We start from the raw sequence: 26,614 nt of genomic DNA on the forward strand, positions 1-26,614 counted from the left end.
TCCGTGGTGCGGTTCCCCGCCCGGATGCGTTTCCACGGCAGGGATTCCACCTGCGCGTGCAGCCCGGGCGTAGAGTAAGCCGCGCGGCGCGGTGCCCCTTGTTGGGGTCGTTTCCGCGCGGCTCCTCCCCGAACCGGACGTGCGAGTTTCCCGGCATCCGGCTCTCCCGTGGTGCTCTGCGGGATGGGCCGCAGGACTCCGAGCAGCGCGTCTGCATTCCGCATACCTCCACTTATCCTCGATGTCCGCATCACCTGTGCCCCTTCGCCCTGTGGACGGCCTTCCCGTCCTCCCTGGCCGGTCGTGACTTGCGGCGACTACTACGAGCACTCCGTCACCGCCAGCCGTGCTGGGACTTCTGATCCCACGTTCGTCTCTGACACACGTTCAGCGCGGCCCAGGCGCCCCCTCATCTCCTTGGATACCCTCACTGGGCATCGCTCCCGCCGCGAAGGTTGGCCCGGGTACCAGTACATCCAGGCCACGACGGCCACCCCTGGACGCCTACCATCGCCTAACTCAGCTCGAAGCCGGCTGGGTTGCCGCCCAAAAGGTTATATGACTGCTCAGATCCAGGGGGGTGCTTCCCGGGGTTGTCGCCGGGCGCGGCCGGTGGCCCAGGCGACGATCTCGGGCAGGGTTCCGTTGGGCGGGTCCGGGTTCTGGCCACGGCCGTGCCAGGTGCCGGTGATGTCGGTGAGGAGGCGGTCGAGGACGTCGGCGGGGATCTGGTCGAACGCGGCGCCGTTGTCGAGGTCCACGGCGTGCATCCAGACTTCCCGGGTGCGCAGCCACACGGTTTCGGATGCCGGCACGGAACGGCCCTGGGCCGTTCTGACGAGGTGGTTCCACGCCTCGGGCGGGGTGTCTCGCCATTCTACGTTGAGGTGGATGGCGGCATGCTCGTACAGGTGGCGCAGGGCGATAGGGCTCAGGGTCGCCCCGTACTCGATTTCGTGCCGGCGGGCCTGCGGCGATTCATACATGGGGTTTTCGATGCCCGTGTTGGCCCACTGAACAAGCCGCGCAAGGGCCCGGGCGTTGTAGCCGACGTGGGCGACGACGTGGCGCCGGGACCAGCCGGGCAGCAGCGAGGGGGCGTCGAGGTCGGCGTCACTGAGTTCGTTGAGTTTGCGGCCGAAGAACGCGGTCCCGCGGCGCGCCTGCAGGAGGTCTTCCAGCAGGCGCGGGTCGGTCGTGAGGTCGTGGCGGGCGACCATCAGGCTTCCTTGACCACGCGGTTGTTCAGTTGGCCCAGGCCCTCGATGGTGGTGGTCAGGACCTGGCCCTCCTGCAGGTAGACCTTGGGGTCGCGGGCGTGGCCGACGCCGCCGGGGGTGCCGGTGGCGATGACGTCGCCGGGGTTCAGGGTGATGATGGTGGAGATGTAGGAGACCAGGAATTCCGGGGTGAAGACGAGGTCGCCCGTGGGGGTTTGCTGCATGGTTTCCCCGTCGACGGCGGAGGTCATGAGGGGGCCGGCGGCGAATTCGTCGGGGGTGACCAGGGCGGGGCCGAAGGGGGTGGACTTTTCCCAAGTCTTGCCCTGGAGCCACTGGATGGTGCGGAACTGGTAGTCGCGCATGGAGACGTCGTTCAGGACGGCGTAGCCGGCAATGTGGCAGGCGGCGTCGGCCACGGCGATGCGGCGGCCGGGCTTGCCGATGATCACCGCGAGTTCGGCCTCCCAGTCCACGGCGTCCGATTCCTGGGGCAGGGCCAGGTCGTCGTGGGGGCCGATGAGGGATTCGGCGTACTTGGCGAACAGGGTCGGGTAGGCGGGGATCTCCCGGCCCATCTCCTGGATGTGGTTGCGGTAGTTGTGGCCCACGCAGATGATCTTTCCCGGTGCGGGGACGACGGCGGCCAGCTCGGCGCCGTCGTACGCGTGCGTGGCGCCGGTGGCGGCGGCGGCGACGTCCTTCCAGCCAGGGTTTTTCAGGAGGTCCCCGACGGTGGCGTAGCCGTCGATCTCGGTGAGGGTGGCCCCGTCCTGGCGGACCGCGCGGGTGCCGGCGGGTGTGCGGAGGGTCAGGAGTTTCATGCTTGGTTGCGTCCTTCGATGTAGGTGCGGTTCAGGTTGAGCCGTTCGATGATGGGGTGGTCCCCGAACTGGAAGAGATCGAAACAAGTCTCGGCCTGCAGGGACCAGGACGCCCAGGACGGGACGACCACCAGGTCGCCCTTTTCCACGGTGTTGGTGACGCCGTTGATGACGATCGCGCCGCGGCCCTCGAAGACCTGGTACACGCTGGAGCCGACCTCCCGGACGGTGGGGGTCCGCGTCCCGGCGCGCAGCCGGTGGAACTGGGCGCGGATGGTGGGCATCACGTCCCCGCCGGTGGTCGGGTTGACGAAGCGCACCGCCGCGTGCCCCGGGGACACGGTGGCCGGAAAGCCCTCGTCCTCCAACGCCAGCTGTTCGGCCAGGGCCCGGTCGGTGTGCACCCACCGGTAGGCGCCGATCGGGGAGGAGACGGTGTTGCCCAGCCCGGAGAGCGGGCGCAGCCCGGGATTGGCCCACAGCCGCTCGGAGCGGGAGACGTCAGGGGTGGACTCGTCCGTGACCCGCTCGGTGCCGAACTCGAAGAACGCGGAGTCCGTGTAATGCACAAACGGGATGTCCAGGCCGTCGATCCAGGCCATCGGCGCATCGGTGTCGTTGTGGTGGCCGTGGAAGTTCCAGCCCGGGGTCAGCAGGAAGTCCCCGCGGGACATCCGCACCGGGTCCCCGTTGACCACCGTCCACACCCCCTCGCCCTCCACCACGAACCGGAACGCGTTCTGCGAATGCCTGTGCTCCGGCGCCGTCTCGTGCCCGCCCAGGTACTGGATCGCCGCCCACAGGGTGGGCGTCGCGTACGGGCGCCCGCCCAGGCCCGGATTGGCCAGGGCAATGGCCCGGCGTTCCCCGCCGCGGCCCACCGGGACAAGCTCCCCGGACCGCTCCGCCAACGGTAGCAGCGACGTCCAGCGCCACACATGCGCCACGGCTTTGGGCGACGGCTGCATCGGCATCAGGTCACCGATCTCCGTCCACAACGGGATCAGGTTCTCCCGGCCGAAGTCCCTGTACAGCTGGTCCAACCCGGCCTGTTCCTCGGCGGTGGGGGGCGCCGCCACCATCTGGTCCTCGGTCATCGTCCGCCGTCCTCGCCGGCGGCGAGGAGGACGCCGCCCAGCTCCGCCGCGAAGGTGTCGGGGACGGTCTGATAGGGCACATGCGCCCCGGTGAAGGAGAGGAAGCGTGCGCCGAGATGCTCCGCCAACTGGCGGAGGGCTTCGGTGTAGGTGGCCAGCAGGGCGGTGTGAAGCTCGGTGCCGCCGGTGGTGCCGATGCCGATGACCAGCGGCGTGGTGCGCCGCGCGACGAGCTCGGCGGGCGGGTCGTAGCGGTCCACCACGCCCAGTTCGCGCCGGATCCAGTTCTCACCGTTGGCTTGCACGCGCTGGCGAAGGTCCGCCGCGTCGATGTCCGCGTCGTCGGGTCCGGTCAGCCAACCGTGGAAATCGTCCATCGCGTGGCCGTAGCCCCCGGCCTTGACCGCCGCGTCCATGCGATCCCTCAGCTGTGCCAGGAATTCGTCGCGGTTGGGGAGGGTGCCGATCTTCGGAGGCTCATGGGCGACGACGGTGCGCAGGACCCCGGGGTGGCGGAGGGCCAGGTTGATGGCGATGGTGGCGCCACTGCTGTTGCCGAACACATGGGCCGGTGCGAGGTCGAGTGCGGTGATGAGCGCCGCCGCATCGTCGGCCTGTTCGTCGACGGTGGTCGCTTCCCAGCCGGCCGGGGGGAGGCTGCGGGAGTTGCCGCGACGGTCGTAGGTGAGGACGGTGAAGTCGCGGGAAAGGTGCTCCGCGGCCATCGCATACATCCCGGCGTCGCCGCTGGCTCCGGGGATGAGCAGCAGTGCCGGGCCCGCGCCACGGAGCTCGTAGTAGAGGTTGGCCCGGTTGGCCGGGACGACGCCATGGCGGGTAGTGGGCATGCCCATGGTTTCAGGCTTCGACATAACTTTTCTCCTGGTCGTGGATCGGATCGAGGTTGATTTCGTGCAGGTCCCTGCCGATGATGATGCGGCCGCGGAACGTGCGTGATGCCGCGTCAAGCCACATTTGGTCGGTGACGATGTCGCTGCCGGGAACCAGATGGGACAACATGAGGGTGCCCACGCCGGCTTCGGTGGCGACCTGGCCGGCCTGTTCGGCGGTGGTGTGGCAGGACATCAGATGCTGGCGGAGGGTTTCGGCTCCGGCGCCTTCGAGCTGGGCGCCGACCGCGTCCGGGTAGATGGCCTCGTGGACAAGCACATCGGCGCCGCGGGCAAGGTCGATCAGGGCCGACGAATACCGTGTGTCACCGGAGATGACCACGGACCGGCCGCCGGCGTCGAAGCGGTAGCCGAGCGCGACGTCGAACGGTGGATGGTCAACCAGCTGGGTGGTCACGCGCAGCCCATCCCGTTCCCGAACGACGCCGGCGGCGTTCAGGTCCGTTGTGCGCAACAGGCCGGGGAACGGGACACGCCCGGTGGTTGCGGTGCGTGCTGCGAGTTCGGGTGCGGTCATACTCAAGAATTCGTCAATCATGTGGGCTGTCCCGGACGGACCGTAGACGTCGATGGGGAGGTCGCGACCGTCCGTCCAGGCGATCAGGGGCAGCGCACCCACGTCCATCATGTGGTCGGCATGATGGTGGGTGATGTAGACGCCGGTGAGTTGGTCGCGCGGGATGCCGGCGAGGGCGAGTTGCCGGGCCACGCCGTTGCCGCAGTCGATGACATGGACCTGGTCGTCGTGGATGATGGCCTGGGCCGGGGCGCTGCGGTTGACGGACGGCCGGGGTCCGCCGGCGGTGCCGAGGAGAACCAGTTTCATGGTTGGATCAATTCCTTTTCAGTGGGGGACCCGGCCAGCGGACCTAGTTGCTCCCGGCCATAGCGGAAGGCGCGGAACATCCGGTTGGAGCGGACGCCGTCCGGGTCCGTCGGCGAGGTGACAGCGTAGGGGTTGGTGTACTCCCACACGACCTCCCCGTCGGTGGTGATTTCAAAGATCCGTCCGGTGAGCCCCTCGCAGATGAGCGTGTTGTCGTTGGGAAGGCGTTGGACGGAGGATTGCAACGCACTGAAGAAATCCCACCGGACCGGGTCCGTGTAGGCCCAGACTTCCTCCCCGGTGGCCAGGTCGAACTCGACGGCCCGCGAGTAGGGTGGCCAGCCGTCGGCACGGTTGAATCCGTTGTCGTAGACCAGCACGGTCGAGGCGCCGGTCAGCCAGGGCGAGTGTTGGCCGGCGAGTTCACCGGCACCGATGCGCTGGCGGATCGTGCCGGTGGTCCGGTCGATGCGCAGCACGGTCGAAATCTGGCGCATGCTGACGAGGATGTCGCCGCCGGGCAGCTCGGCGAGTCCGTTGCCGTGGGTCCATTCGATCCGGTCCATCGGGCCCGGCCCGATCCGGTCCACGTCGACGTCGAGATGTTCCCAGCTGCGCCATTCCCAGACGATCCCGCCGGTGGTGGTCATCTCCACCACGGTGTCTGCGAACATGGGTGCGCCGTCGGCACCGATTCCGCCCCGGACCCGCGCCGCCACGTCGGCGGGGACCTGGCCGAGCCCAAGGAGGAGGACATTTCCGTTGCGGAGCAGGATCGCGTCGTGGTGGTGGCTGGGGTGGCGCACCTCCCAGAGCACGTCGCCGTCCCAGCCGACTTCGGCGACGACGCCGCCCTTGAACGGGGCCCGCCCGAGGAATGGCTGGTCGTCGACGATGCGGCCGCTGCAGAGGAGGGTTTGGCGGTCCGTGATGACGGAACCCAGGCCGGGAGGCCATGGCAATTCCCACCGGTGCACCTCGTTGCCTTGCAGGTCGATGAGGCGGGTGGTTGTTCCACCGAAGCTGGGTGCGATCAGGGTGTACCCGTCGTACGCTTTTGCGGGGTTGATGGCCCTCAGCCCGGTGGGTCGCCGGAGCGCGGTGGTTTGTTCGACGAGGTCCGATGACATGGTTGTTGTCATTGTTCGGTCATCCCTTCCAGGCGGTGAATGAGCCGGCTCATGCCGTCCAGGAATTCTGTTCGCTCGGCTTCCCCGAATTCGGCGAAGACCCGGCTGCGCAGGCCGTGTACCAGTGGACGAAGCTCCTCCAGGGACGCCTTGCCGTCCGGGGTGAGCAGCAGGATCTTGCGGCGGGAGTCGTCGGGGTCGCGCAGGGCGCGGATGTGTCCGCGGCGCGAGAGGCGGTTGACGACGTCGGCGGTGCTCGACTTGTCCATGCTCAGGTTCTGCGCCAGGGTCTTCTGGTCCTGCCCGGGCAGGGTGTCCAGGGCCGAGAGCATGCCGAACTGGGTGGAGGTGACATCGGCGGAGACGTAGGTCACCCAGGCGGCCGTGTACATCTGAGTCAGGCGGCGCAGCCGGGGCATGAAGCCCCATGTGGGGTCCCCGGCGTCGCTGCCGCTGTGCGGCGACAGCAGGTTCAGGACGTGCTGGCTTTCGTCGGGCTTCTCTTGCAGGCTCACGGATTCTCCCCCTCAATGGTCGGCTGGGTCTGGGCCCGGATCTCTCGCAGAACACGGGCGCGGATGTCCGTGAATTGCGGCAGGGCCTTCGTCTCGATCTGATCACGGTCGGGGCCGAGACCGGTAGTTTCGATGCGCCGCACGCGTGCCGGGCTGCCGCCCAGGACGACGACCTGGTCGCCGAGGTACACGGCTTCGTCGACGTCGTGGGTGACCAGGACGACGGAGGCGGCGAATTCCCGGCGCAGCTTCAACGTCAGGTCCTCCAGGTCGGCCCGCGTCTGGGCGTCAACGCTGGCGAACGGTTCGTCCATGATCAGCACCTCCGGCCGGTAGGCCAGCGCGCGGGCGATGGCGACGCGTTGCTGCATGCCGCCGGAGAGTTCGTGCGGCAGCTTGGCGGCATGCACGGAGAGGCCGACGGCATCGAGCACATTCGCCACCAGCGAGCGTCGTTCGGCGCTGCTGATGCCCTTGCCTTGCAACGGAAGTTCGATGTTTTTCGTCACCGTCATCCAGGGCAGCAGTGAACGGGAATAGTCCTGGAACACCACGGCAAGCCCGCGGGGAGGTTCGGTGACCTTGGCTCCTTCAAACCGGACTTCGCCGGACGTGGGCGCCATGAGCCCGGCCAGGCAGCGCAGCAGTGTTGTCTTGCCGGTGCCGGAGTGTCCGACGATGCAGACGAACTCACCGCGTCCAAGTCTGAAGTTCACATCCTTGAGCACCTCGCGGGCCGCCGGCCCGGCGCCGTAGGACTTGCCCAGCCCGGTGGCTTCGAGCACGCCATCATGGGTCGGCCCGGCGTCGGCCGCACTTTGCCCGACCAGGGGGAGGTTGTAGGTGGTCATTGTCGGTTCCTCTTCTAGCTTTGCGCGTCGATGCGTGTGGATGGGTGCCAGCGCAGCAGCCGTTTCTGCACGAGTGCGAACACGGCATTGAGCCCGTACCCGATGAGGGCGATGGTGATGGTGCCCACCCACACGCCGGCGATGTCGAACTGTCGTTGGGAGGCGATGATGAAGTGGCCCAGCCCGTCGGTGGCGCCGAACATCTCGCTGATCACCACCACGACGATGGAGACTGTCAGCCCCACCTTCACACCGGCCAGGATTTGCGGGCTTGCCCCGGGCAGGGTGATCCGGAAGAACCGTATGAGAGGCGGGATTCGGTAGGCGCGAGCCATCTCGCCTTGCCGGGGGTCGGCCGCCAGCACACCGTCCATGGCACCGAGTAGGATCGGCCAAACCGCTGTGAGGAACACGATGAGGATGCGGGTGCTGGCGGAGAATCCGAAGATCAGCAGCAACACCGGAACGATGGCCGCGTTCGGGATGGCCCGGATGAAATCGACCGTCGGGAGTAGGTACGCCCGGAGGAACCGGGAGCTGCCCAGGGCCATGCCGACCCCGACGCCGACGACGACCGACACCGCGAAGCCGATGAGGACGTTTCGGACGCTGGGCAGCAGGTCGGTCGCCCACCCGTCCGGCCACCACGCTACGGCGCGATCCCAGAGTTCTTGCGGGGTGGAAACGAAAATGTTGTTGGCGACGATGGCGTAGGCGGCGAGGCCGAGCGCGGCGGCCAGTGGGAGCGCCAGCGCATGGAGGGTCTTCCGTCCTGGGGTGTGGTTCATGCCGCTCCGCCCTGTGCCGTCGATGCCTTGTGCCATGCCATCACGCGATCCTCGGCCCAGCGCAGGGCCAGGTTGAGCGCGACGCCGATGACGCCCGCCCAGATGCTGAGGGCGAAGATCGCCAGTCCGTCCCCGTTGGCGTTGGCCTGCGCCATCTGCTGTCCGATGCCGGGGGCGCCCACCAGAAGTTGCGTCCCGATCGCCACCAGCAGCGTCACGTTGAGCGTGATCCGCAGGCCGGTGACGATGTAGGGCGCGGCGGACGGGAGCACGATCCGGGCGAACGTGCGGGGCCCGCCGAGCCGGAAGCTGCGTGCCATCTCCAAGGCCAGTGGCTCCACGGAGCGGGCGCCGTCGATGGTCTGGGTCAGCAGGGGCCACAGTGCCACGAACGTCGCGAGGCCGACGACCATTTCGGGCCGCGCCCCAATGAACATGACGAACAGCGGGACGAGGGCCAGCCCGGGAACGGCCCGGAGGAAGTCGATCGATGTTCGCGAATAGGCGTCGACCGCCGGCAGGCGGCCGATGAGCAGTCCCAGCGGAACGGCGATCACCAGGCACAGCCCGGTGCCGGCGACGATCTGTGCCAGGGTCTCGAGTGTTCGAGTCCAGAGTTCCGGGCGGCCCAGCTCAACGGCCAGGCGCGCTAGGGTCGTCGAGGCCGGGGGGAGGGACGTCTGCCGGACGATCCCCAGCCGGGAGATCAGTTCCCACGCGGCCAGAAACGTCAGCAGCCCTGCCGTGCCGAGGAGGACCGGTCGTGGCTTCACGGCGATCCCTCACTTGCCGTTGCTGTAGGAGTAGAACCGCTCGGCAGGGGTGATGCCGGCAAGGTGACCGTACTTCGTCAAGCCGTCCTGGAGGGCCATCACCGCGTCCGGGTTGATGGCGGTGGAATAGTGCGTCAGCGGGAGGGTCGCAGCCAACTTGTCGCCGCCGTCGACGTCCTTGTAAATCGCGGCGAGCGCCGTCCGGGCGGCGGCCGGGTGGTCGTTGACATAGGTCACGGCTTCGGCGAGGGCGGCGCGGAACCGCTTGAGGGCGTCCGCATGCGCCGGGATGAACGTCGACGTGGCGAAGTACACGTCCAGCGGGCTACCCGCCGGCAGGCCGTCGGTGTACTGGAACAGCACGTGCACGCCCTTGGTCGCACGGGCGGCGAGTTGGGCCGGGCCGCGGAAAACGGAGGCATCGATGCGCCCCTGGAGGAGCGCGTCCACGCCCTGGGCTTCGGGAAGCTCGACGAGCTTCACCTTGGACGGATCGCCGCCGTCCTTGGCCACCGCGAGCCGGATGCCGACCGCGCCGAGGTCATTGAGGGAGGTGACGGCCACGGTGTGTCCTGCCAGGTCCCGGGGGCGGGTGATGGCGTCGCCGTAGACGTCGACATTGGCCGTCATGTTTTCTACGACTGACGCGGTCTGGGCCACCACCTGGACCGGGGCCTTCTTCGCCATGGCATTCAGCAGTGGCGGGGCCGCGCCGAACCCGATGTCGGCCTGGCCGTTCATGACGCCGGCCAGGGTGCCGTCAAACGCCGGCGAGACGGTCGTGTCGACGGTGAGGCCCTGCTTCTTGAAGAAGCCCTGGTCCTGGGCGATGGTCAGGGGGATCGTGGCGTCGATGTCGATGCTGGCGACGCGGAGGGTGGCAGTGCCGCCGACGCTGTCCGTGGTGGCCGGCGAGGCGCCGCATCCAGTGAGGACGGCGACGGCGACGCTGGCGAGCATCGCCAGCGCGGGAACGGTGCGGGTCTTCATCGGTGGTCTCTCCTTTGAGATAAATAAGACGTGTACGTCCTATTTATCCATTATGTTGGCCAGGTCACGGTCCGTCAAGGCCTTACTGGGTAGGAGCGAGTCAAGTTTTCGGTGAAGTTTCGGCCCTGGCTGGACGAGACATCATTCGGGGCGTGTACGTCCGAATTTCCGTGGCAACAGGATCGGCGGCCGTGCGGGGCCACCATGCGCATGGTGATGGGACGATTTTGCCGCCGGCGTCCAATCCGTGGCCCGCGTCACTCTGAACAACCACATGGCAGGCCCGCCCTTTCGCGGTGCCACAGAGGCCCGCACCGGATTGGCTGGGTCGGTGGCCGTCAACGATGCGGATACGTCTGGCGTAAGGGGGGTGTTCCCAATGTCAACACTTTTCCCGCCGGACTGGGTCGGACTTCCGCTTTCGTGCCCCAGTTTCCGCAGGTCTCCGCGGGTTCCCAGTGTTTATTCCCATGGGAACACCTTGTATGCGGCGGGCTGGATGGCTATCCGGTGCCGGTTTGCCCGTTCACTCTGTTCATTTGGCCCGGCAAGTTACGGCATGAGCACAAGGATCGGGCGTGCGTTTCTGTCTCGCCTATTCATCATATGCCGGGTACTTGACGAGATGACTATTGCGATGGAGTCAGTTCGGCAAGGGCCAAGTGACACCCTGACCGCGGCCTCGGATGTCACGCCAGTGGCTGACCGGCGCTTGTCCTTGTGCGGCGCGGATGCAGCCTTCCTGGTGGGCGCGGATCAGGACTCCCTCGAAAGCTGGCCGGTCCGCTTGATGGCCACACAGCTTGCAACGGTTTGGATTGAAACTCCTTCCGCGTTGCCAGGATGCCCGGGCACCCAGCTGAATCGCGAGACCGATGGCGTAGATGTTCGGGCCGGCCAGGATTGATCGTGCGAGGTCCACTGACCCTCCGAAGTCTGTTGTCGTGAACTCCTCCGCGCGTGGGTTGCAGGACGGCAGTAGCCCGAAGATCCACCACATTGGGACCGAGCAGTTCTCGCATGGTGCTTCGAATGACATGACGTCGATGCGAAGCGTGTTGGTCATGGTCTCCCCGTCTGCAGGTTTCCTTCAAGGGTATGCACCGTCTCCGACGGGTCAGGGATGGCTTGTCTCACACCGGTCGCTCCTGATCTCGGGTTTCTTGGAGCACGGATCGTCGTCGCCGTTGCTTGCCACCATCGCCGGGGACATCCCGGGTCGCCATTGCCGGTTCGCTTCCTTGCCGGATGCCTCGTATGAGGATGGTGGAGCTGGTCAGGGGCGTGATTTCAGTACGGTGGTGATGCGCTGAGTCGAGGTGAACCATTGCTCGAGGTGTGGGTTGATCTCGGTGAGGATGTCGCGCATGTTGTTGTACTGGATGCGGACGTTGCTCGTTCTCAGGAGCGGCTCGAGGTGCGCGATCCTGTTGCGAAGCTGGTAAATGCCGGCGACGTCGTCCACGAGTTCGCGTGCGGGGCGGGCCAGGCGCGGGAAGGCATGGATGAGGGCGTCGGCCCAGAGACGCTGTCGGCCGGGATCCTTGTCGGGGAGCAGAAAGCGTCAGGTACCGAAGCTCAATTGCGCCAGAACGTCGGCGTGGGTCGTCGGTTGGTTGCGACGCCGTCGAGTCGCGCTGTGGGCCCGGGCCTTGGCCGCCTCGATGTCTTGGCCGCCCCGGGTGAGACGCTGCAATAGATGGGATGGGTCCATGAGCCAGTCTTCGCCGTGTGCCGTTCCGGTGGTTCGGTTGGTTTGCTGCGCGTTCCAACGGCAGAGTTCCTTGTCCATGGCGTTTCGCAAGACGATCTCGAAAAGATGCAGGGCCTCGTAGACGGCCCCGGAGAGACTGATATTCCACTGATACAGCTGGATGGCTTGGCGGCGGTTGCCGCCAGACGCTGCCACATACGGGGCCAACCGTGGCGCGGAAATGTACGACGCCAACGCCTCCTCGACGGGGCGCATCGGCGGCGACTGGTTCGAATCCATCATGGTCAGATAGACTTTACGTGAAGGCGGAGGCAGGTCTCTCCGTTACATATTTGGTTAGGGGCTCTGCGGTCTTCACTGCAGGGCCCTTAACTTATGGGTTGGACAGGACGTGGTGTCGACCTCCGACGGCCAAGCGCGGTCCGTTTGACTGTGCGGTAGAGGCCGACACTGGATGCGCTGGGTTGTTGGCCGTCGATGATGCGGACAGATCTGGCTCTGCGTTTCAAACGCTTAACCACCTGTTCCCATGGGAACACATGTGTGCGGCGGACTGGATGGCTATCCGGTGCCGGTTTGGGACTGTGTCGGTGGCTGCTCCTGTCTGGGCCGGTGGTCGGTGCCGGTTTGCCCGTTCACCCTGTTCATTTGGCCCGGCAAGTTCCGGCATGAGTGGGATCGGCGCGCGCTGTTGTCGGGGTGGCGAATTGCGCAGTGCCGAGTGTCCGATCATCGGAGTGAGCCGCTTACACCGGGCCTGGATGGAAAAAGAAGGCACGCGTCGTTGTGAAGGGCCCCTGTGCGGCCAGATTCGGTGAAGCGTCGGCGCCCCGCCGTGACGCTGTTTTGGTGTCATCCCGGCCTTGTGCTGGCCGAGGGACGACTGCGCCCCTCGTAAATACCCCTAGGGGGTACTTGACTCATACCCTGCAGGGGTATATGTTCGGTTTAGGCACAACAGAAGGGCTCATGATGAGTGAACTTCCCGATGAACACATCAACCACGGTTACACCACGGACAAGGCCGCCTACCTGCGCAGGCTGAAGAGGGTTGAGGGGCAGGTGCGCGGCATCGCGCGGATGGTCGATGAGGACAAGTACTGCATTGACATCCTCACCCAGGTGGCCGCCGTCAACAAGGCATTGCACGCGGTCAGCCTCGGGCTGGTCGAGGACCACATTGCGCACTGCGTTGTCGGCGCGGCGCACGAATCTGAATCGACCGGCAACCCCGCCATCGTCCAGGCCAAGGTCAAGGAAGCCACCGACGCCATCGGCCGGCTGCTGCGATAGACCCCGACGCCAAGAGAACAAGGAACGGAATCCATGAACACCACCATCAGCATTTCCGGCATGACCTGCGGCCACTGCGTGTCCGCGGTCACGGAAGAACTCAAGTCCCTCAAGGGCGTCGAGGACGTCAGCATTGACCTCAATGCCGGGGGGATCTCCACCGCGACCGTGACCTCCCACCTGACGCTCTCGCCCGAGGAAATCGGCGAGGCCGTCGCGGAAGCAGGCTACCTCGTCGTCTCCAACGACGCGTAGGCACCCCCAGGACCAGCGAAGGATTGCACCCCATGAGCACCGAAGAACTACTCCACCAGCCACTGACCCGGGTGATCGAACTCGACATCGAGGGCATGACGTGTGCCTCCTGTGTTGGCCGGGTGGAGCGCAAACTCGGCAAGCTCGACGGCGTCCAGGCCGCGGTCAACCTGCCGCTGGAGTCAGCCCAGGTCACGGTCCCTGAGGGCATCACGGACCAGCAAATCATCGACACCGTCAACGCGACCGGGTACACCGCACGGCTGAAGACCGCACCCGCAGCCCGCGACCACAGTGCGGTCCCGGTAGGCGACGGGCTCGGCGAGTCGGCCACCGATGGCCAGCACGATCACATGACCCATGGCGGCACGGCAGCACAGCTGCGCCCGCGGCTGATCCTGGCGGGCGTCCTCAGCATCCCGGTGTTCCTGATCTCCATGTTCCCCGCGCTGCAGTTCCCCAACTGGGGCTGGGCGGTCGGCATCCTGGCGTTGCCCGTGGTGACCTGGTCGGCGTGGCCGTTCCACCGCGCCGCAGCCGTCAATGCCCGCCACCTCGCCTCCACCATGGACACCCTGGTATCCCTGGGCGTGGCCGCGGCCTACCTGTTCTCCGCCGTCATGCTGGCGGCCGATCCGGCGATGACGGCGCGCCCGGGGATGGGAGGACACGCGGACCTGTATTTCGAGGTGGCCTCCGTCGTCACGACGTTCCTGCTGCTGGGCCGTTACCTGGAAGCCAACGCCAAGGCGAAGGCCGGCGACGCCCTCAAGGCCCTCCTCAGCCTCGGGGCGAAGGACGCCACGGTGCTCCGGGACGGCACCGAGGTCAAGATCCCGGCCGACCAGCTGGTGGCCGGTGACGTGTTCGTGGTCCGGCCGGGGGAGAAGATCGCCACCGACGGTTTCGTGGTCGAGGGCCGCTCCGCCATCGACGCGTCACTGATCACCGGCGAATCACTGCCGGTGGACGTGGCCGTGGATGACACGGTCACCGGCGCCACGGTCAACACGTCCGGCCGGCTGCTCGTCAAGGCGACCCGGGTGGGCAGTGAAACGACGCTGGCGCAGATGGGCCGCCTCGTCAGCCAGGCCCAATCCGGCAAGGCACCGATCGCCCGGCTGGCGGACCGGATCAGCGCCGTGTTCGTCCCCATCGTCCTCGGTCTGGCAGTCCTGACGTTCATCCTGTGGCTCGTCTTCGGCGGCCCGGTGATTGAGCCTGCCGAAATCCAGGGCGCGTTTACGGCCGCCGTCGCGGTGCTGGTCATCGCCTGCCCCTGCGCGCTCGGGTTGGCAACCCCGGTGGGTCTGCTGACGGGCACCGGCCGCGGGGCCCAGCTGGGCATCCTCATCAAGGGTCCCCAGGTCCTCGAAGACACCCGCACCGTCGACACCATCCTGCTGGACAAGACCGGGACCATCACCAGCGGCAAACTCTCCGTCTCCCGCACCGTCGCCCTCGGAAGCCTCGGCGAAACCGAAGTCTTGCGCCTGGCCGGATCCGTCGAGGCGGCCAGCGAGCATCCTATCGCCCACGCCATCGCCGCCGCGGCAAAGGCGGCTGGAAGCATCGGCACGGTGACCGACTTCGACTCCGCCCCCGGCGGCGGCGTCCGCGGCACCGTCAATGGACACACAGTGGTGGCCGGCCGGGCCGGCTGGCTGGCCGAGAACGGCATCCACCCCACCGACGCCCAGCACGACGCACTGCGCAATGAGCAGCAGTCCGGGGCGACGGCCATCTGGGTCGCCGTGGATGGCACCATTCAGGGCATCATCAGCCTTGAAGACACGATCAAGGACGGCTCGGCCCGGGCCATCGCCCGGTTCAAGTCCCTGGGCCTGCGTCCCATCCTGCTCACCGGCGACAACGCCGCCGTCGCCGCCCAGGTCGCCGCCGCCGTCGGCATCGATCCGGCCGACGTCTTCGCGGACGTTTTGCCGGAGGGGAAGGTCGACGCCGTCAAGCGGCTACAGCGCGAGGGCGCCACGGTCGCGATGGCCGGCGACGGCGTCAACGACGCCGCCGCCCTGGCCCAGGCCGATTTGGGCGTCGCCATGGGCTCCGGCACGGACGTGGCCATCGAGGCCGCCGATTTGACGGTGATGGGCAACGACCTGGGCCAGGTGGCCACGGCCATCGAACTCTCCCGCAAAACCCTGGCCACGATCAAGACGAACCTGTTCTGGGCCTTCTTCTACAACGCCATCGGCATCCCCGTCGCCGCACTGGGTCTGTTGAACCCGATGATCGCCGGGGCCGCGATGGCCGCCAGCTCGGTGCTGGTCGTCGCGAATTCGCTCCGGTTGCGCCGCTTCGGCCGGTAGTGGCGCCCTCACCCGACGCCGTCGGTCCGGCCGGGCGCCGGGAAAGCGTCGCCGCTGACCCACCGAACCACCCGAGGGAGCCACCATGAACGTTCTCGAGCAACTGGGTAAGGCCCTGGCAATGGCCGGGGCCATGGGATGGGAAATCCTGTGGCCGCTGATCCTGGGGTTCGCCCTCTCGGGGGTCATCCAGGCTGTTGTCCGCAAGGAGCAGATCACGGCGTTGATGTCCGATGACTCGCCCCGCTCTCTCGCTGCGGCAACCGGGCTGGGTGCGGCGTCCTCTTCGTGCTCGTACGCCGCGGTGGCCCTGGCACGGTCGCTGTTCCGCAAGGGCGCGCATTTCACCGCCGCGATGGCCTTCGAAATAGCCTCCACCAATCTCGTCATCGAATTGGGCATCATCTTGGCCCTGCTGATGGGCTGGCAGTTCACCCTTGCCGAATTCGTCGGCGGACCCGTGATGATCATCGCCGTCGCGCTCGGCTTCCGGTGGTGGATGCGCGGACGCATCCTCGACGCTGCCCGCCAGCAAGCCGACAAAGGCCTGGCGGGCTCCATGGAAGGCCACGCGGCCATGGACATGTCCGTCCGTGGGGAGGGCGGTTTCTGGCAGCGGCTGCTGTCCCGGAACGGCCTGACAGCCGTTGCCCAGTACTTCGTGATGGACTGGGCCTCCGTTTGGAAGGACATCGTCGGGGGACTCCTGATCGCCGGCGCGTTCGCGGCCTGGGTGCCTCAGTCCTGGTTGCAGGCCCTGTTCTTCACCGGCAACCCGGTCGCCTCCACCGTCTGGGGTCCCATCATCGGGCCCGTCCTGGCCATGGTCAGCTTCGTCTGTTCGGTTGGGAACGTGCCCTTGGCGGCCGTGCTGTGGAACGGCGGAATCAGCTTCGGCGGCGTGGTCAGCTTCCTCTTCGCCGACCTGATCATCATCCCGATCATCCTGATCTACCGGAAATACTATGGTCTCAAGGCCGCCCTGAGGATCGTCGGCATTTTCTATCTCGCGATGGTCGCCGCCGGCTACGTGGTTGATGTGGTTTTCACTCCGCTCGGACTGGTCCCGGCAGAACGTAACGCCACGGTCCTTCAGTCCTCCATCACCTGGAACTACACCACCTGGCTCAACATCGCCTTCCTCGTCCTGGGCGCCTTTCTCCTCACCCGCTTCATCCGTACCGGCGGGGCGGCGATGCTGAAAATGATGGGCGGCGGCCCGGCCGCCATCGACGGACCGGGGCACGGCGGCCACGGGTAAGATACGTTGTGTTCCTGCCCCGCCCGTCGTGTGAACATGTGGGGGCACCCGTGAGTGGTTCACTCAAGGCCGCGCTCGGCCGGAGCCGGTTATCCATTGACGCCGCCGGAGCACGCGGCCCCGGGTTCGGGGGTTTGTGGCCCTTGGACGTAGGCCTTGATGAAGACGGGCAGCCGTGAGTCCCGGCGTTGGGAATCTCCAGCTGCGTGCCCCACGCCGTCGCTGTCACCGGCGCCAACTGGTCCGGGTTGGGACTGAGCAGGACATAGGGCTTGCCCGTGGCCAGACCCGTCAACCTGCCCAGGTCCGCCGGGGAGAGATCCGGCTTGTGGCTGATCCACACGGCCCCGTGTTCGAGGGAATGCACGGCCCGCTCCTCATTAACGGGGTTGGTGTAGATGCCGCAGTTGGTCCAGGTCGGGGAGTGGTCGCCGCCGACGCCGGGCTACTGCGGGTAGGCCACCGGGGTTTGGACGTGGTTGCGGGTGAGGTTCGGGTAGGTCTTGACCCCGGCGATGGGCTTCTTGGCCGCCTCGTCCGTCACGTTACGTGCTTGGATTGACCCGGTGCTGGGCATAGACGGCATCGATGCCGGCCTGGCGTTCCGCTCGGCGGTCTTTCGTGTTGCTCATTCGGCGCTTCCTTTCATGGACGATGCTGGCGGTTGGGCGTCGTTCGGCCCCGGCCGTACGTGGGACCGATCCCGGGACCGCAGGGCCAGGAACGCGGCGGCACCGGCGAGCAGCAGCAGTCCCGAGACCCAGGTGTTCACCCGCAACCCCAGGATGGTGTTGGCATAGTCGGAGCGCAGCAGTTCGAACACGAACCGGCCCGCCGTGTACAGGACGGCATAGAGGGCGAAGACGGACCCGGCGCCGAGCCGGTATTTGCGGTCAAAGAGCAGCAGGAGCGCGGCGGCGGCCAGGCACCACAGGGATTCGTACAAGAACGTCGGCTGGAAGTAGCCCAGGACGACCGGGGCGCCGGCACTGTCGGTGAGGGCGTGGCCGGTGGCGAAGTCCATCTGGTGGATCTGCAACTTCCACGGCACCGTGGTCGGGTCACCATAGAGTTCGTTGTTGAACCAGTTCCCCCAACGGCCCAACCCCTGGGCTATCAGCAACCCGGGAGCCGCCGCGTCGATCAGGGTCGCGAACGGGACGTGGTGGCGGCGGCAGCCAATGTAGGCGCCCACCAGGCCCAGGGCGATGGCACCCCAAATGCCGAGCCCACCGTCCCAGATTTTCAGGGCGTAGAACCGGATGGTCAGCGGCCCGAGTTGGAAGGCGCTGATGGTGGGTGAAGGGATGAGAAAAGGGGTCAGTGTGGCTGGATTCATGGTGGTCGGCCCTTATGTGAGGTAGGAGAAGACGCCCATCATGCCGCGTTCGGCATGGTAAGCGTTGTGGCAGTGGAAGAGCCACTGGCCCGGATTGTCGGCATCGAACTGGACCGTGACGATCTGCTTGGGCCGGACAATGACGGTGTCCTTGCGCGCCCCGGTGGCCCCGACCTGGAAGGTGTGGCCGTGGATGTGCATCGGATGCCACATCATGGTGTCGTTGACGAACTTCACCTCCACCCGCTCACCGACCTTAATGTCGACGGCGTTCTCGAACGGTTTGGCCATGTCGAAGCGGTGGCCGTTGATCCCCCAGTCGTAGTTCGCCATCCCACCGGTCAGGCGCAGCTCGTGGACCCGGTCCGGTGTCTTGGCCGCCAGGGTCACGGACGGGTCGGCGGTGAGCTGGCCGCCGTCGACCACCTTGCCCGCCAAAGTCTTCGGGAGACTGGCCATCAACGGCGCGGTTCCGGTGCCGGTGGAGACCAGCCCGTAGGTCATCTGTGCCTTGCCCTCGGCCAGGGCGACGACGGGAGTGTAGCCGTCCCGGACGGTCAGGAGCGCGTCGATGCGTTCGCCCATGCTCAGCACGACGGCGTCCACCTCGGTGTGCTGGATGGGGAAGCCATCGGTGTGGGTCAGGGTGAGTTGCTGATTCGGGACACCGAGCCGGTAGGCGGTGTCGCCGGCGGCATTGATGATCCGCAGCCGGATCCGTTCACCGGGCTTGGCCGTGATGATCTCCGGGTTCCCCGAGTCCCGGCCGTTGAAGAGGTGCATTGGGTAGGCGACGTCTCCGGCGTCCCCGCCCAGGAAGTCGCTGCTGGCGCCCATGAGCATGTGTCCCATGACCATCCCGCCGCCGCCACCGCCGTGATTCATGCCGCCCATGCCCTTGGAGAGCTCCTTCAGGACCTCATCCGGGGCGCCGGTGAGACCGTCGAGCCAGTCGTCCAGGACGATGATCCACTCCTTGTCGTACTTCAAGGGTTCCCGGGGGTCGTCGATGATCAGGGCCCCGTAGAGGGCGCGTTCGCGCTGCATCTCCACGTGCGAGTGGTACCAATACGTGCCCGGGTGGGGCAGCTTGAAGCTGTAGGGGTAGTCCTTGCCGGCCCCGATCGCCTCCTGGGTGAGGCCCGGGACGCCGTCGGCGTTGTTGCGCAGGGCCAGGCCGTGCCAGTGGATGCTGGTGGATTCGGGGAGCTTGTTGGCGACGGTGACGTTGAGCTGGTCGCCGACCGTGCCGCGCAGGGTGGGGGCGACGAGGGATCCGTTGTACCCCCAGGTGCTGATGTTTTTGCCCGCCATGGTGGTGGAGAAGGGTTCCGGGGTGAGGGTTTTGGTGACAGTCTTGCCCGTGGCGTCCCGCCGGGTTTCATAGTCGGCGATGAGCGGATCGGTCGGCAGGATGCGCTGTTTGGTGACGGTCGGTGCGGGGGTGCAGGCGGCCAGGGCAGCCGCGGCTGTGGTTGCAACGGAGAGCCCCAGCAAGGAGCGTCGGTTCAGTTGGTAGCTCATGAGTGAATCCTTCGTAAAGAGGTGCGATTAGACGATGGTGAGGAAAGAGCCGGAGAGGTTTTGCCGCTGGTAGATCCACTGCATCCACACACCGCTGACCATCAGGACCCCGAGGAGGATCAGCATGCCGGCCCCGGCAAGGTTGACGACGCGGATGTGCCGGCGGATGAAGCCCAGAATCTGGGAAACCCAGCCCAGTCCCAGGGCGACCAGGAGGAAGGGGATGCCGAGCCCCAGACAGTAGATGAAGGCCGGCAGGGCCCCGCGCCAGGCGCTGCCGGAGGTGACGCTCAGGGCGAGGACGGCGCTGAGCGTGGGGCCCATGATGCCGAACGCCGCGCCGTAAAGGGTGAACACGGCCCCGAAGCCCAGCACAAACAACCCGACTCCGGCCAGGACGCGGCGGTGATTCCTTGGCTGGTTTGGGTCCGTCAGTCCGGAGACGTACCCGAGGTAACCCGGGACGAGCGGGAGAATGCACGGCGAGAGGAACGAGACGATGCCGGCGATCAGGGCCAGCGGCATGGTGATGAGCAGGGCGCCGGAGGTGACCGTCGTGGCGAAAAACTCTCCAAGGCTCATCGGACTATGGCACGGCCGGGCGGAAGGTCGCCCCGCCGTCGGTGGAGACCTGGACACCGGTGGTGGTGGCGGCCCAGAGCCATGGCTTGCCTGCGCTGCCTTCCATCGCGGTGATGGCTTCAACCTGACCGCTGATGCGACCAGAAGCAGTCCACGTCAGGCCCGCGTCGATGGAGACAAACACTTGGCCATCTGGGGCGACTCCCACCGCTTCCGTCGGGGCATTATCCACGACCGCCGCGAACGCGGCGAATTGGATGAGCGGGGCGTTCGGGACCGCTTGCCATGTTTTGCCACTGTCGGTGGAGCGCTGCAGGCCGTCTTGGGCGGTGGCCAGGACGACCGTGCTGGCCGGGCTGCCAGCCAGCACGGCCGGGGCGAACGTGACAGTGGAGGTTTCCCAGGTCGACCCGTCCGTGCTGGTGCGAACCCGCCCGTCGAAGGCGACCAACCCGTTGCCGCTGACGGTGAGGGCGTGGAAGTCCGATAGGCTCTGTCGGGAGACTGGTTCCCACGTTTTGCCGGCGTCCTTGGATCGGATCAGTCCGACAGGGTTGGGCAGCGTCGACCCCGGGCCGGGGTGGCCGGACGCATAGAAGACGTTGGGCTCGGCCGTGGCGGTGAAGCCCATCAGGTCAATGGTGTCGCTGATCTTGACGGCGTCCTTCCGGGTGGCGTCGTAGAGGCCGTCGTGGGTGGCCAGCAGGATTTTCGTGGTGACAGGGTCCACGGTGATGCCGTGGACATGCCCAAGGGCCGCAGCGGCGGAGGCGGGGTCAACGGCTGGCGGTGCAGCCGAGCACCCGGCCAGGAGCAGCGGGAGAGCCAGGATGGCAGCGACGGCGGATCGGCGGGCACGGTAAAGGGGGATACGGGATTGCACAGGGGACTCCAGGTAACAGGGGAAGGGAAGGATGGGCGGTGGTGGATCCAAAGATCTTTGGATCCACCACCGCAAAAGGACTGGGCCAGGCCGCTACAGCGTGGCGAGCAGGTCCTTCATGTCCTTGATCTCGGCTTCCTGGGAGGCCACGATGCTCTTGGCCAGGGCGACGGCGTCGGCGTTTTTGCCGCCGATGACCTCGGACTGGGCCATCTCCACGGCGCCTTCGTGATGGGCGATCATCTGGGAGAGGAAGAGCTTGCTCGCCTCGGTTCCCTGCGCGGCCCTGAGCTTGTCCATGTCGGCGCCGGTCATCATGCCGTTCATGCCGTGGTTGCCGGCCATGGCGGTTGGCTCGGCCCAGCCGGTGAGCCAGCCGGTCATCTTCGCGATTTCCGGGCCCTGGGCGGCCTTGATGTCCTTGGCAAGCGCCGTGATCTTGGGATCGAGGCCGCTCTTGGCCAGCATGATGTCGCTCATCTGCACCGCCTGGGTGTGGTGGGGAATCATCATTTGCGCGAACATCGTGTCGGCCGAATTGTGCTCCCCGCCGGTGACGGGTGCCTGGGGGCTGGAGATGGTTGAGCCGCCGTGGTTCATGCCCGGCATGGAGCCGGTGCCGGTGGAGCACCCCGCCAGGGCGATGAGGGCGGCGAGGGCGGTGGCGGAAAGGGGCAGAATTTTCTTCAAGGGTACGGTCCTTCACTAATGCGTCTTGATGTATAGCCGGCACTCCCTGATTGGGGGTGCGTCGATGGGGCCTGCCGGGATGCGGCAGGCGGGTCATCGGTTTATGTTCGGCTGATCGAGAGCTGATTCAGTGAGGGAGCGTCGGGAACGCGGTCCAGAGATTTGGGCCCGGACGCACTGGTCAATGGTGTGTCGGTCGACGCGAGCCCCAGGACGTCGGGGATGGGGATGGTCAGGGCGGCGGAACCGGGCACGGGGACGCAGGTTCCGTGCATGGCCATGGAGGCCCCGCACCCGGACGGGGCACAGCCGCACACCGTGGGACCTCCCGTTCGATCCGGCGTGGCCGGACCCGCGGTCGCGCTGTCGGGTGAGACGGCGTGCGCGGCGACGGTATGGCCGGCGACCGGCGTGGACTCAACGAGGCTGCCCGTCGTCGACACCACGCCGCTCATGGCCGTGGGAGCCATGGGGGCCGCCTGGGCGCCGCCCAGCACGTGCATGCCCAGGATGCCCCCGATGATGCCAAGGACGACGGCGGCCAGCACGCCCCAGCGCACGATGGGTAGCGCACGTGGCACGATGTGGCGTGGGAGCATGCGCTGGTCCTTTCTGCGGGTGGGACGGGATTGCCGGGTCGTTGTGTAGTCTACGGGTCAAAACTTGGTGCCCTCGCTCAGACCCGGTCAGTGCACGTCGGCCGGGTTGAGCTTGAGCCGGCGCAGCAGCTGGGCATTCAACGCCACCACGATCGTGGACAGGGACATCAGCACCGCACCGGCCGCCGGGGAGAGGACGATCCCGGCAAACGCCAGCACCCCGGCGGCCAGCGGGACGGAAACGATGTTATAGCCGGTCGCCCAGATCAGGTTCTGCCACATTTTGCGATAGCTGGCGTGGGAGAGATCCACCATGGACAACACGGCCCGTGGGTCGTTGCCGGCCAGCACGACCCCAGCGGATTCCATGGCGACGTCGGTCCCGGCACCGATGGCGATGCCGACCTCCGCCCGGGCCAGGGCTGGGGCGTCGTTGACACCGTCGCCGACCATGGCCACCTTCAGCCCGCGGCCCTGCAGTTCGGCGACTTTCTGGTCCTTGTCCTTGGGCAGGACCTCGGCGAAGACCTCGTCAATGTCCAGTTCGGTGGCCACGGCATGGGCGACCTGGCGGGCGTCCCCGGTGATCATGGCAACCTTGATTCCCCGGTTCTGCAAGGCCCGGACTGCCTGGCGGGACTCATCCCGGACCTCGTCCTCCAACGCGACGGCCCCGATCACGGACCCAGCCCGGATGACATGCAGCACGGACGCACCCCGCGCCTTCCATTCCGTTGTTGCCGCGCTGATGCTCTCCGGTTCGGAGAGGCCGAGCTCTGTGAGAAGTGCTGGTCCGCCGACGGCGAGGGCCGAGCCGTCGACGGTCGCCTGGACCCCGCGACCGGTCATCGACTGGAAGTCGGTGGCTGTCAGCGCGCGTGCACCCGTGTGCCGGGCGGCGGCGGCGATGGCGCGGGCCACCGGGTGCTCGCTGTCGGATTCAACGGCGGCGGCGAGGGCCAACAGATCATCGGTCGCCGTACCTTCGATGGCCACGACATCGGTGAGCGCCGGTTCGCCCTTGGTCAGGGTCCCGGTCTTGTCGAACAGGACGACGTCGATGGTGCGCATCCGCTCCAGCGCCATCCGGTTCTTGATCAGCACCCCGGCGCGGGCGGCCCGTTCGGTGGAGATGGCGATCACCAGCGGGATGGCCAGGCCCAGCGCGTGCGGGCAGGCGATGACCAGCACTGTCACCGTGCGGGTGACGGCGTCGGGGATGCTGCCCAGCAGCGACCAGACGATGAACGTGATGACGCCGGCACCGGCGGCGAAATAGAACAGGAATGCCGCGGCACGGTCGGCCAGGGCTTGGGCTCGCGACGTGGACGCCTGTGCCTCGGCCACCAGGCGTTGGATTCCCGCCAGAGCGGTATCGTCGCCGACGGCAGTGACCCTGATGCGGAGCGAATTGTCCGTGGCGACCGTGCCGGCAACGACGGCGTCGCCGACCGTCCGGGCGACCGTCCGCGATTCACCGGTGATCATCGATTCGTCCACCTCGGCGGATCCGTCGGTGATGGCACCGTCCGCGGGCATCCGGGCCCCGGAGCGCACCAGGACGATATCGCCGGCGGCCAATTCCGCGACGCTGACCGTCTCCGTGCCGCCATTGACGATGCGCTCCGCCTCATCAGGCAGCAGGGCAGCCAGGGCGTCCAGGGCGCCCCGGGCCGAGCCCAGGGCCCGCATCTCGATCCAATGCCCCAGCAGCATGATGACCACCAGCAAGGCCAGCTCCCACCAGAAGTCCAGGTCGAAGCCGCCGATGCCGAGGCTCGTCACCCAGGAAGCGATGAACGCCACGCTGATGGCCATGGAAATTAGCAGCATCATGCCCGGTTGCCGGGACCTGATTTCCTGCCACCCGCCCTTGAGGAACGGTTGGCCACCATAGACGAAGATGACGGTGCCCACCAGCGGCGCAATCCAGGCCGCGCCCGGGAACTCCGGCGGGGTGTATCCGAGCAGGTGCCCGAACATGGGACTGAAGAACACCACCGGAATCGACAACACCAGGGTCAGCCAGAAACGGTTTTTGAACATGGCGGTGCTGTGCCCGGCATGCTGGCCCTCGCTGTGGACGGCATGATCGTCATGGTCCATGCCACCGTGACCCATGACGGCGCCCGGTCCTTGGTGATCTGCGGTGGGTGCGGTTGTCATGGTGTGGTGGCCAGGTTCGTTGCCGTGCTCTGCCATGTTCCCTCCCTCTCGGGTTTGAATCGGGGTTTTCTAGCTTCCGGTGACGGTGTAGCCGGCGGCGGCCACTGCGGCGCGGATGTCCTCCGTGGTTGCCGAGCCGGAGACGGTCAGGGTCGAGGTGCCTCCGGCGACGAGATCAACGGTGGCGGAGTCCACGTCCGCCATGGGACGAACTGCCGTCGTGACGCTCTCGACGCAATGCCCGCAGGTCAGTCCCTCCAGCTCATATGCCGTGCCGAAAGTACCGGCCGGCACGGGGGCTTTCGACTCGGTCGAGCAGCAGGCGCATGAGCTCGCAGCAACAGGGACCAGATCGAGATTTTCGTGTGTGTCGGTTCCGCACATGTCAGGTGATTCCTTTGAAAGAGGGTCAGTTGTGCGTCGTGGGTTGAACGGCAGTGGCGGCCGGAAGATCATCGGCCGAGACAAACTACTTCACTGACAACACCTTGACCATACCCCCATGGGGTATAGAATTCAAGGGTGCTCAGTCGACGGCGCACGGTGGGGTGGGAGAAGTGCGGCCGAAACGGCCTCCAAGCAGCTGTCCACGGACGTAGCGAGGGTCAATTGCGGCCGCGTACCACCCGTTCACAGCAGGCATCCGGTTCGGCCGTCCCCTCATCGTGTGGGTCAGCGGCGACGGCGAGTACAACGAGGTGGTCAACGGGGTCTTGGCCGTCCACGACAGCCAGGCGGATTGCGCCCCGCTGGCAGGCGGCAACGCCAACGACCATCCACGAAGCACCCGCCGGGTACCGCTGAACGAGGCAATCGTCGATGGAGTTGATGGCGAGGTCCGGCACATCAATCTGTTGCGGCTGACGCAGGGCGAGGGCGCGGCGGTTTGGACGCCCTGCGCCCACTCCTACATTCACGGACGGACCCGCGACATGGTGATCGGACTTGAACGGGGGAACAAGGGAACGCTCAATGAGTTGGTCTCCGTCATTCGCACGTTCACTCAGTTGCAACCGCTTGAAATCAGCCGCGACGGGCGCGGCCGGGGTCGCGGGCGTATTCTGAAGGGAGGCGGGAAGTGTCGAATGCAGAGAGCCGCACTCGCCCCGACTGGTCCGAGGCACCATGGACGCAACGTCTTCGTCCGCCGGAATTTCCCGGCAGCACCAGTGCACCCCCTACGTTGTGGACGGCTACGTCGCCCATGAAGCGGCGCATCGGCAGATCTTGGCCTCGCTACGGACGAATGGCTGGTCCGCCCGCCGGCTCGGCCCCGCGCCGGTGGGGATCAACGACGCCAGGTGGACACGGAAGCACAGCCGCCATCACGCCCACCCCCACATGATCGGCATGGACCCGGACGTCCACACCGGGGCCATCGCCTTCCATCCGGAGGCCTCCGCCTCGCGCCAGGGGAGCGTTGACCCCCGGTGGATCGAGGTCCCGATCCTGGTGACGCGCCTGCTACCGGTTCCGGTCCCGCCGGGTCCCGTCACCCGGGTTCGGACCTTCATCCACGAAGCGACCGGCATCAGCACGCAGAACGGAAAGGACTCACGATGACCTCGATCCCACAGTCTCCCGACGAACCCCGACCACAACCAGAGGACGTACCGCCACGGCCGGAAAGCAATCCCCCGCAGGGTGCCATAAGGGGTTCGGGCGCCCAGGCGAAACCCGGGGCTACCCGGGCAGGGGTGGTCTGGGTTGCCGTGGTCACATCGCTGATCCTGCTCGTCCTGCTCATCATCTTCATCCTCATGAACCAGCAACCCGTCAACATCCAGTTTCTCGGTTTGGAGGGCACGGTCTCGCTGGGCATGGCCCTGTTCATCGCCGCGGTGGCCGGAGGCATCCTTGTGGCCGCCGCGGGTGCGGCACGGATCATCCAGCTCCGATCGATAACCCACAGGACCTGGCGGCTTCACCACCGCGGCTAATCACCGGCCGGGGCGGTTGCCTTTGGCGGGTAGGGTCTGCCAGTATTTAACACGGTGTTATTCTGGTTTGTCGGATTTGATGGTGTAATTCCAGTCGCCGTGGAAGTCGTGGC

The 26,614-nt window shown here is 66.7% G+C and carries 29 protein-coding genes; 7 read left to right on the forward strand and 22 right to left on the reverse strand.

What is annotated here, in order from left to right; translation table 11 throughout:
- Window positions 1–566 precede the first annotated feature (566 nt).
- The 13 genes from EJC77_RS02490 to EJC77_RS02550 all read right to left on the reverse strand — a co-directional run bounded on the left by EJC77_RS02490 (window position 567) and on the right by EJC77_RS02550 (window position 11,921).
- Window positions 567–1,220 (reverse strand): maleylpyruvate isomerase family mycothiol-dependent enzyme, encoded by a 654-nt coding sequence (locus EJC77_RS02490; RefSeq protein WP_125609996.1) that lies wholly within the window; start codon window positions 1,218–1,220, stop codon window positions 567–569.
- Window positions 1,220–2,044, reverse strand: coding sequence for a fumarylacetoacetate hydrolase family protein (locus EJC77_RS02495; RefSeq protein ID WP_125609997.1), 825 nt, complete (start codon window positions 2,042–2,044; stop codon window positions 1,220–1,222). Before EJC77_RS02495 ends, EJC77_RS02490 begins: the two co-directional genes overlap by 1 nt.
- Window positions 2,041–3,141, reverse strand: a complete 1,101-nt coding sequence (locus EJC77_RS02500; RefSeq protein WP_125609998.1) for a cupin domain-containing protein — start codon at window positions 3,139–3,141, stop codon at window positions 2,041–2,043. Before EJC77_RS02500 ends, EJC77_RS02495 begins: the two co-directional genes overlap by 4 nt.
- Window positions 3,138–4,013: an alpha/beta fold hydrolase gene (locus EJC77_RS02505; RefSeq protein WP_125609999.1), complete on the reverse strand. Its 876-nt coding sequence runs from the start codon at window positions 4,011–4,013 to the stop codon at window positions 3,138–3,140. Before EJC77_RS02505 ends, EJC77_RS02500 begins: the two co-directional genes overlap by 4 nt.
- Complete coding sequence (locus EJC77_RS02510) at window positions 4,000–4,878, reverse strand: MBL fold metallo-hydrolase (RefSeq protein WP_125610000.1); 879 nt, start codon at window positions 4,876–4,878, stop codon at window positions 4,000–4,002. The genes EJC77_RS02505 and EJC77_RS02510 overlap by 14 nt, the downstream gene beginning before the upstream one ends.
- The gene (locus EJC77_RS02515) at window positions 4,875–6,008 is read right to left on the reverse strand and encodes an aryl-sulfate sulfotransferase (protein WP_164520287.1); all 1,134 of its coding nucleotides are present in this window, start codon (window positions 6,006–6,008) and stop codon (window positions 4,875–4,877) included. Before EJC77_RS02515 ends, EJC77_RS02510 begins: the two co-directional genes overlap by 4 nt.
- Window positions 6,009–6,016: 8 nt before the next feature.
- Window positions 6,017–6,523 (reverse strand): MarR family winged helix-turn-helix transcriptional regulator, encoded by a 507-nt coding sequence (locus tag EJC77_RS02520; RefSeq protein ID WP_125610002.1) that lies wholly within the window; start codon window positions 6,521–6,523, stop codon window positions 6,017–6,019.
- Window positions 6,520–7,374, reverse strand: a complete 855-nt coding sequence (locus EJC77_RS02525; protein WP_125610003.1) for an ABC transporter ATP-binding protein — start codon at window positions 7,372–7,374, stop codon at window positions 6,520–6,522. Before EJC77_RS02525 ends, EJC77_RS02520 begins: the two co-directional genes overlap by 4 nt.
- A gap of 14 nt (window positions 7,375–7,388) precedes the next feature.
- A complete protein-coding gene (locus EJC77_RS02530; RefSeq protein WP_164520288.1) occupies window positions 7,389–8,162 on the reverse strand; it encodes an ABC transporter permease in 774 nt (257 codons plus the stop codon).
- Window positions 8,159–8,935: an ABC transporter permease gene (locus EJC77_RS02535; protein ID WP_164520289.1), complete on the reverse strand. Its 777-nt coding sequence runs from the start codon at window positions 8,933–8,935 to the stop codon at window positions 8,159–8,161. Before EJC77_RS02535 ends, EJC77_RS02530 begins: the two co-directional genes overlap by 4 nt.
- A gap of 9 nt (window positions 8,936–8,944) precedes the next feature.
- Window positions 8,945–9,925 (reverse strand): ABC transporter substrate-binding protein, encoded by a 981-nt coding sequence (locus EJC77_RS02540; protein WP_125610006.1) that lies wholly within the window; start codon window positions 9,923–9,925, stop codon window positions 8,945–8,947.
- A gap of 1,276 nt (window positions 9,926–11,201) precedes the next feature.
- Window positions 11,202–11,390, reverse strand: coding sequence for a hypothetical protein (locus tag EJC77_RS02545; protein ID WP_125610007.1), 189 nt, complete (start codon window positions 11,388–11,390; stop codon window positions 11,202–11,204).
- Window positions 11,391–11,489: 99 nt separating this feature from the next.
- Complete coding sequence (locus tag EJC77_RS02550; protein ID WP_125610008.1) at window positions 11,490–11,921, reverse strand: hypothetical protein; 432 nt, start codon at window positions 11,919–11,921, stop codon at window positions 11,490–11,492.
- 690 nt (window positions 11,922–12,611) lie between these two features.
- Between EJC77_RS02550 and EJC77_RS02555 the strand changes: the two genes are divergently transcribed.
- The 4 genes from EJC77_RS02555 to EJC77_RS02570 all read left to right on the forward strand — a co-directional run bounded on the left by EJC77_RS02555 (window position 12,612) and on the right by EJC77_RS02570 (window position 16,778).
- Window positions 12,612–12,932, forward strand: a complete 321-nt coding sequence (locus EJC77_RS02555) for a metal-sensitive transcriptional regulator (protein WP_205786790.1) — start codon at window positions 12,612–12,614, stop codon at window positions 12,930–12,932.
- A gap of 33 nt (window positions 12,933–12,965) precedes the next feature.
- Window positions 12,966–13,187 (forward strand): heavy-metal-associated domain-containing protein, encoded by a 222-nt coding sequence (locus EJC77_RS02560; protein ID WP_125610010.1) that lies wholly within the window; start codon window positions 12,966–12,968, stop codon window positions 13,185–13,187.
- Between the two features lie 32 nt (window positions 13,188–13,219).
- A complete protein-coding gene (locus EJC77_RS02565; RefSeq protein WP_125610011.1) occupies window positions 13,220–15,517 on the forward strand; it encodes a heavy metal translocating P-type ATPase in 2,298 nt (765 codons plus the stop codon).
- Between the two features lie 85 nt (window positions 15,518–15,602).
- The gene (locus EJC77_RS02570) at window positions 15,603–16,778 is read left to right on the forward strand and encodes a permease (protein WP_125610012.1); all 1,176 of its coding nucleotides are present in this window, start codon (window positions 15,603–15,605) and stop codon (window positions 16,776–16,778) included.
- Here EJC77_RS02570 and EJC77_RS20875 read toward each other — a convergent pair.
- From EJC77_RS20875 to EJC77_RS20270, 9 genes are all read right to left on the reverse strand, one after another.
- Complete coding sequence (locus EJC77_RS20875) at window positions 16,690–17,178, reverse strand: DUF3105 domain-containing protein (RefSeq protein WP_240629686.1); 489 nt, start codon at window positions 17,176–17,178, stop codon at window positions 16,690–16,692. The genes EJC77_RS02570 and EJC77_RS20875 overlap by 89 nt on opposite strands.
- Before the next feature lie 228 nt (window positions 17,179–17,406).
- The gene (locus tag EJC77_RS02580; RefSeq protein WP_125610013.1) at window positions 17,407–18,117 is read right to left on the reverse strand and encodes a prolipoprotein diacylglyceryl transferase family protein; all 711 of its coding nucleotides are present in this window, start codon (window positions 18,115–18,117) and stop codon (window positions 17,407–17,409) included.
- 12 nt (window positions 18,118–18,129) lie between these two features.
- On the reverse strand, window positions 18,130–19,641 hold the full coding sequence (locus EJC77_RS02585; RefSeq protein WP_125610014.1) for a multicopper oxidase family protein: 1,512 nt from the start codon (window positions 19,639–19,641) through the stop codon (window positions 18,130–18,132).
- 27 nt (window positions 19,642–19,668) lie between these two features.
- Window positions 19,669–20,223 (reverse strand): cytochrome c biogenesis CcdA family protein, encoded by a 555-nt coding sequence (locus EJC77_RS02590; protein ID WP_125610015.1) that lies wholly within the window; start codon window positions 20,221–20,223, stop codon window positions 19,669–19,671.
- Between the two features lie 4 nt (window positions 20,224–20,227).
- Window positions 20,228–21,106 (reverse strand): F510_1955 family glycosylhydrolase, encoded by an 879-nt coding sequence (locus tag EJC77_RS02595; RefSeq protein ID WP_125610016.1) that lies wholly within the window; start codon window positions 21,104–21,106, stop codon window positions 20,228–20,230.
- Between the two features lie 93 nt (window positions 21,107–21,199).
- Window positions 21,200–21,796 carry a DUF305 domain-containing protein gene (locus EJC77_RS02600; protein ID WP_240629675.1) on the reverse strand — a complete coding sequence of 199 codons (597 nt, stop codon included), beginning with the start codon at window positions 21,794–21,796 and terminating at the stop codon, window positions 21,200–21,202.
- Window positions 21,797–21,897: 101 nt separating this feature from the next.
- Window positions 21,898–22,395, reverse strand: coding sequence for a hypothetical protein (locus EJC77_RS02605; protein ID WP_125610017.1), 498 nt, complete (start codon window positions 22,393–22,395; stop codon window positions 21,898–21,900).
- 87 nt (window positions 22,396–22,482) lie between these two features.
- Window positions 22,483–24,597, reverse strand: a complete 2,115-nt coding sequence (locus tag EJC77_RS02610; protein WP_125610018.1) for a copper-translocating P-type ATPase — start codon at window positions 24,595–24,597, stop codon at window positions 22,483–22,485.
- Between the two features lie 33 nt (window positions 24,598–24,630).
- Window positions 24,631–24,855 (reverse strand): heavy-metal-associated domain-containing protein, encoded by a 225-nt coding sequence (locus EJC77_RS20270; protein WP_164520290.1) that lies wholly within the window; start codon window positions 24,853–24,855, stop codon window positions 24,631–24,633.
- A 371-nt stretch (window positions 24,856–25,226) separates the two neighbouring features.
- Between EJC77_RS20270 and EJC77_RS21495 the strand changes: the two genes are divergently transcribed.
- The 3 genes from EJC77_RS21495 (at window position 25,227) to EJC77_RS20880 (ending at window position 26,501) form a co-directional block, all read left to right on the forward strand.
- Window positions 25,227–25,769 (forward strand): hypothetical protein, encoded by a 543-nt coding sequence (locus tag EJC77_RS21495; RefSeq protein WP_420820290.1) that lies wholly within the window; start codon window positions 25,227–25,229, stop codon window positions 25,767–25,769.
- Window positions 25,687–26,124 carry a fatty acid desaturase gene (locus tag EJC77_RS02620; RefSeq protein WP_125610020.1) on the forward strand — a complete coding sequence of 146 codons (438 nt, stop codon included), beginning with the start codon at window positions 25,687–25,689 and terminating at the stop codon, window positions 26,122–26,124. Before EJC77_RS21495 ends, EJC77_RS02620 begins: the two co-directional genes overlap by 83 nt.
- A gap of 134 nt (window positions 26,125–26,258) precedes the next feature.
- On the forward strand, window positions 26,259–26,501 hold the full coding sequence (locus tag EJC77_RS20880; protein WP_240629676.1) for a lipopolysaccharide assembly protein LapA domain-containing protein: 243 nt from the start codon (window positions 26,259–26,261) through the stop codon (window positions 26,499–26,501).
- Window positions 26,502–26,614 lie beyond the last annotated feature (113 nt).

The organism is Specibacter cremeus (genome assembly GCF_003946885.1).
In the GTDB taxonomy this organism is placed as follows: Bacteria; Actinomycetota; Actinomycetes; order Actinomycetales; family Micrococcaceae; genus Specibacter; species Specibacter cremeus.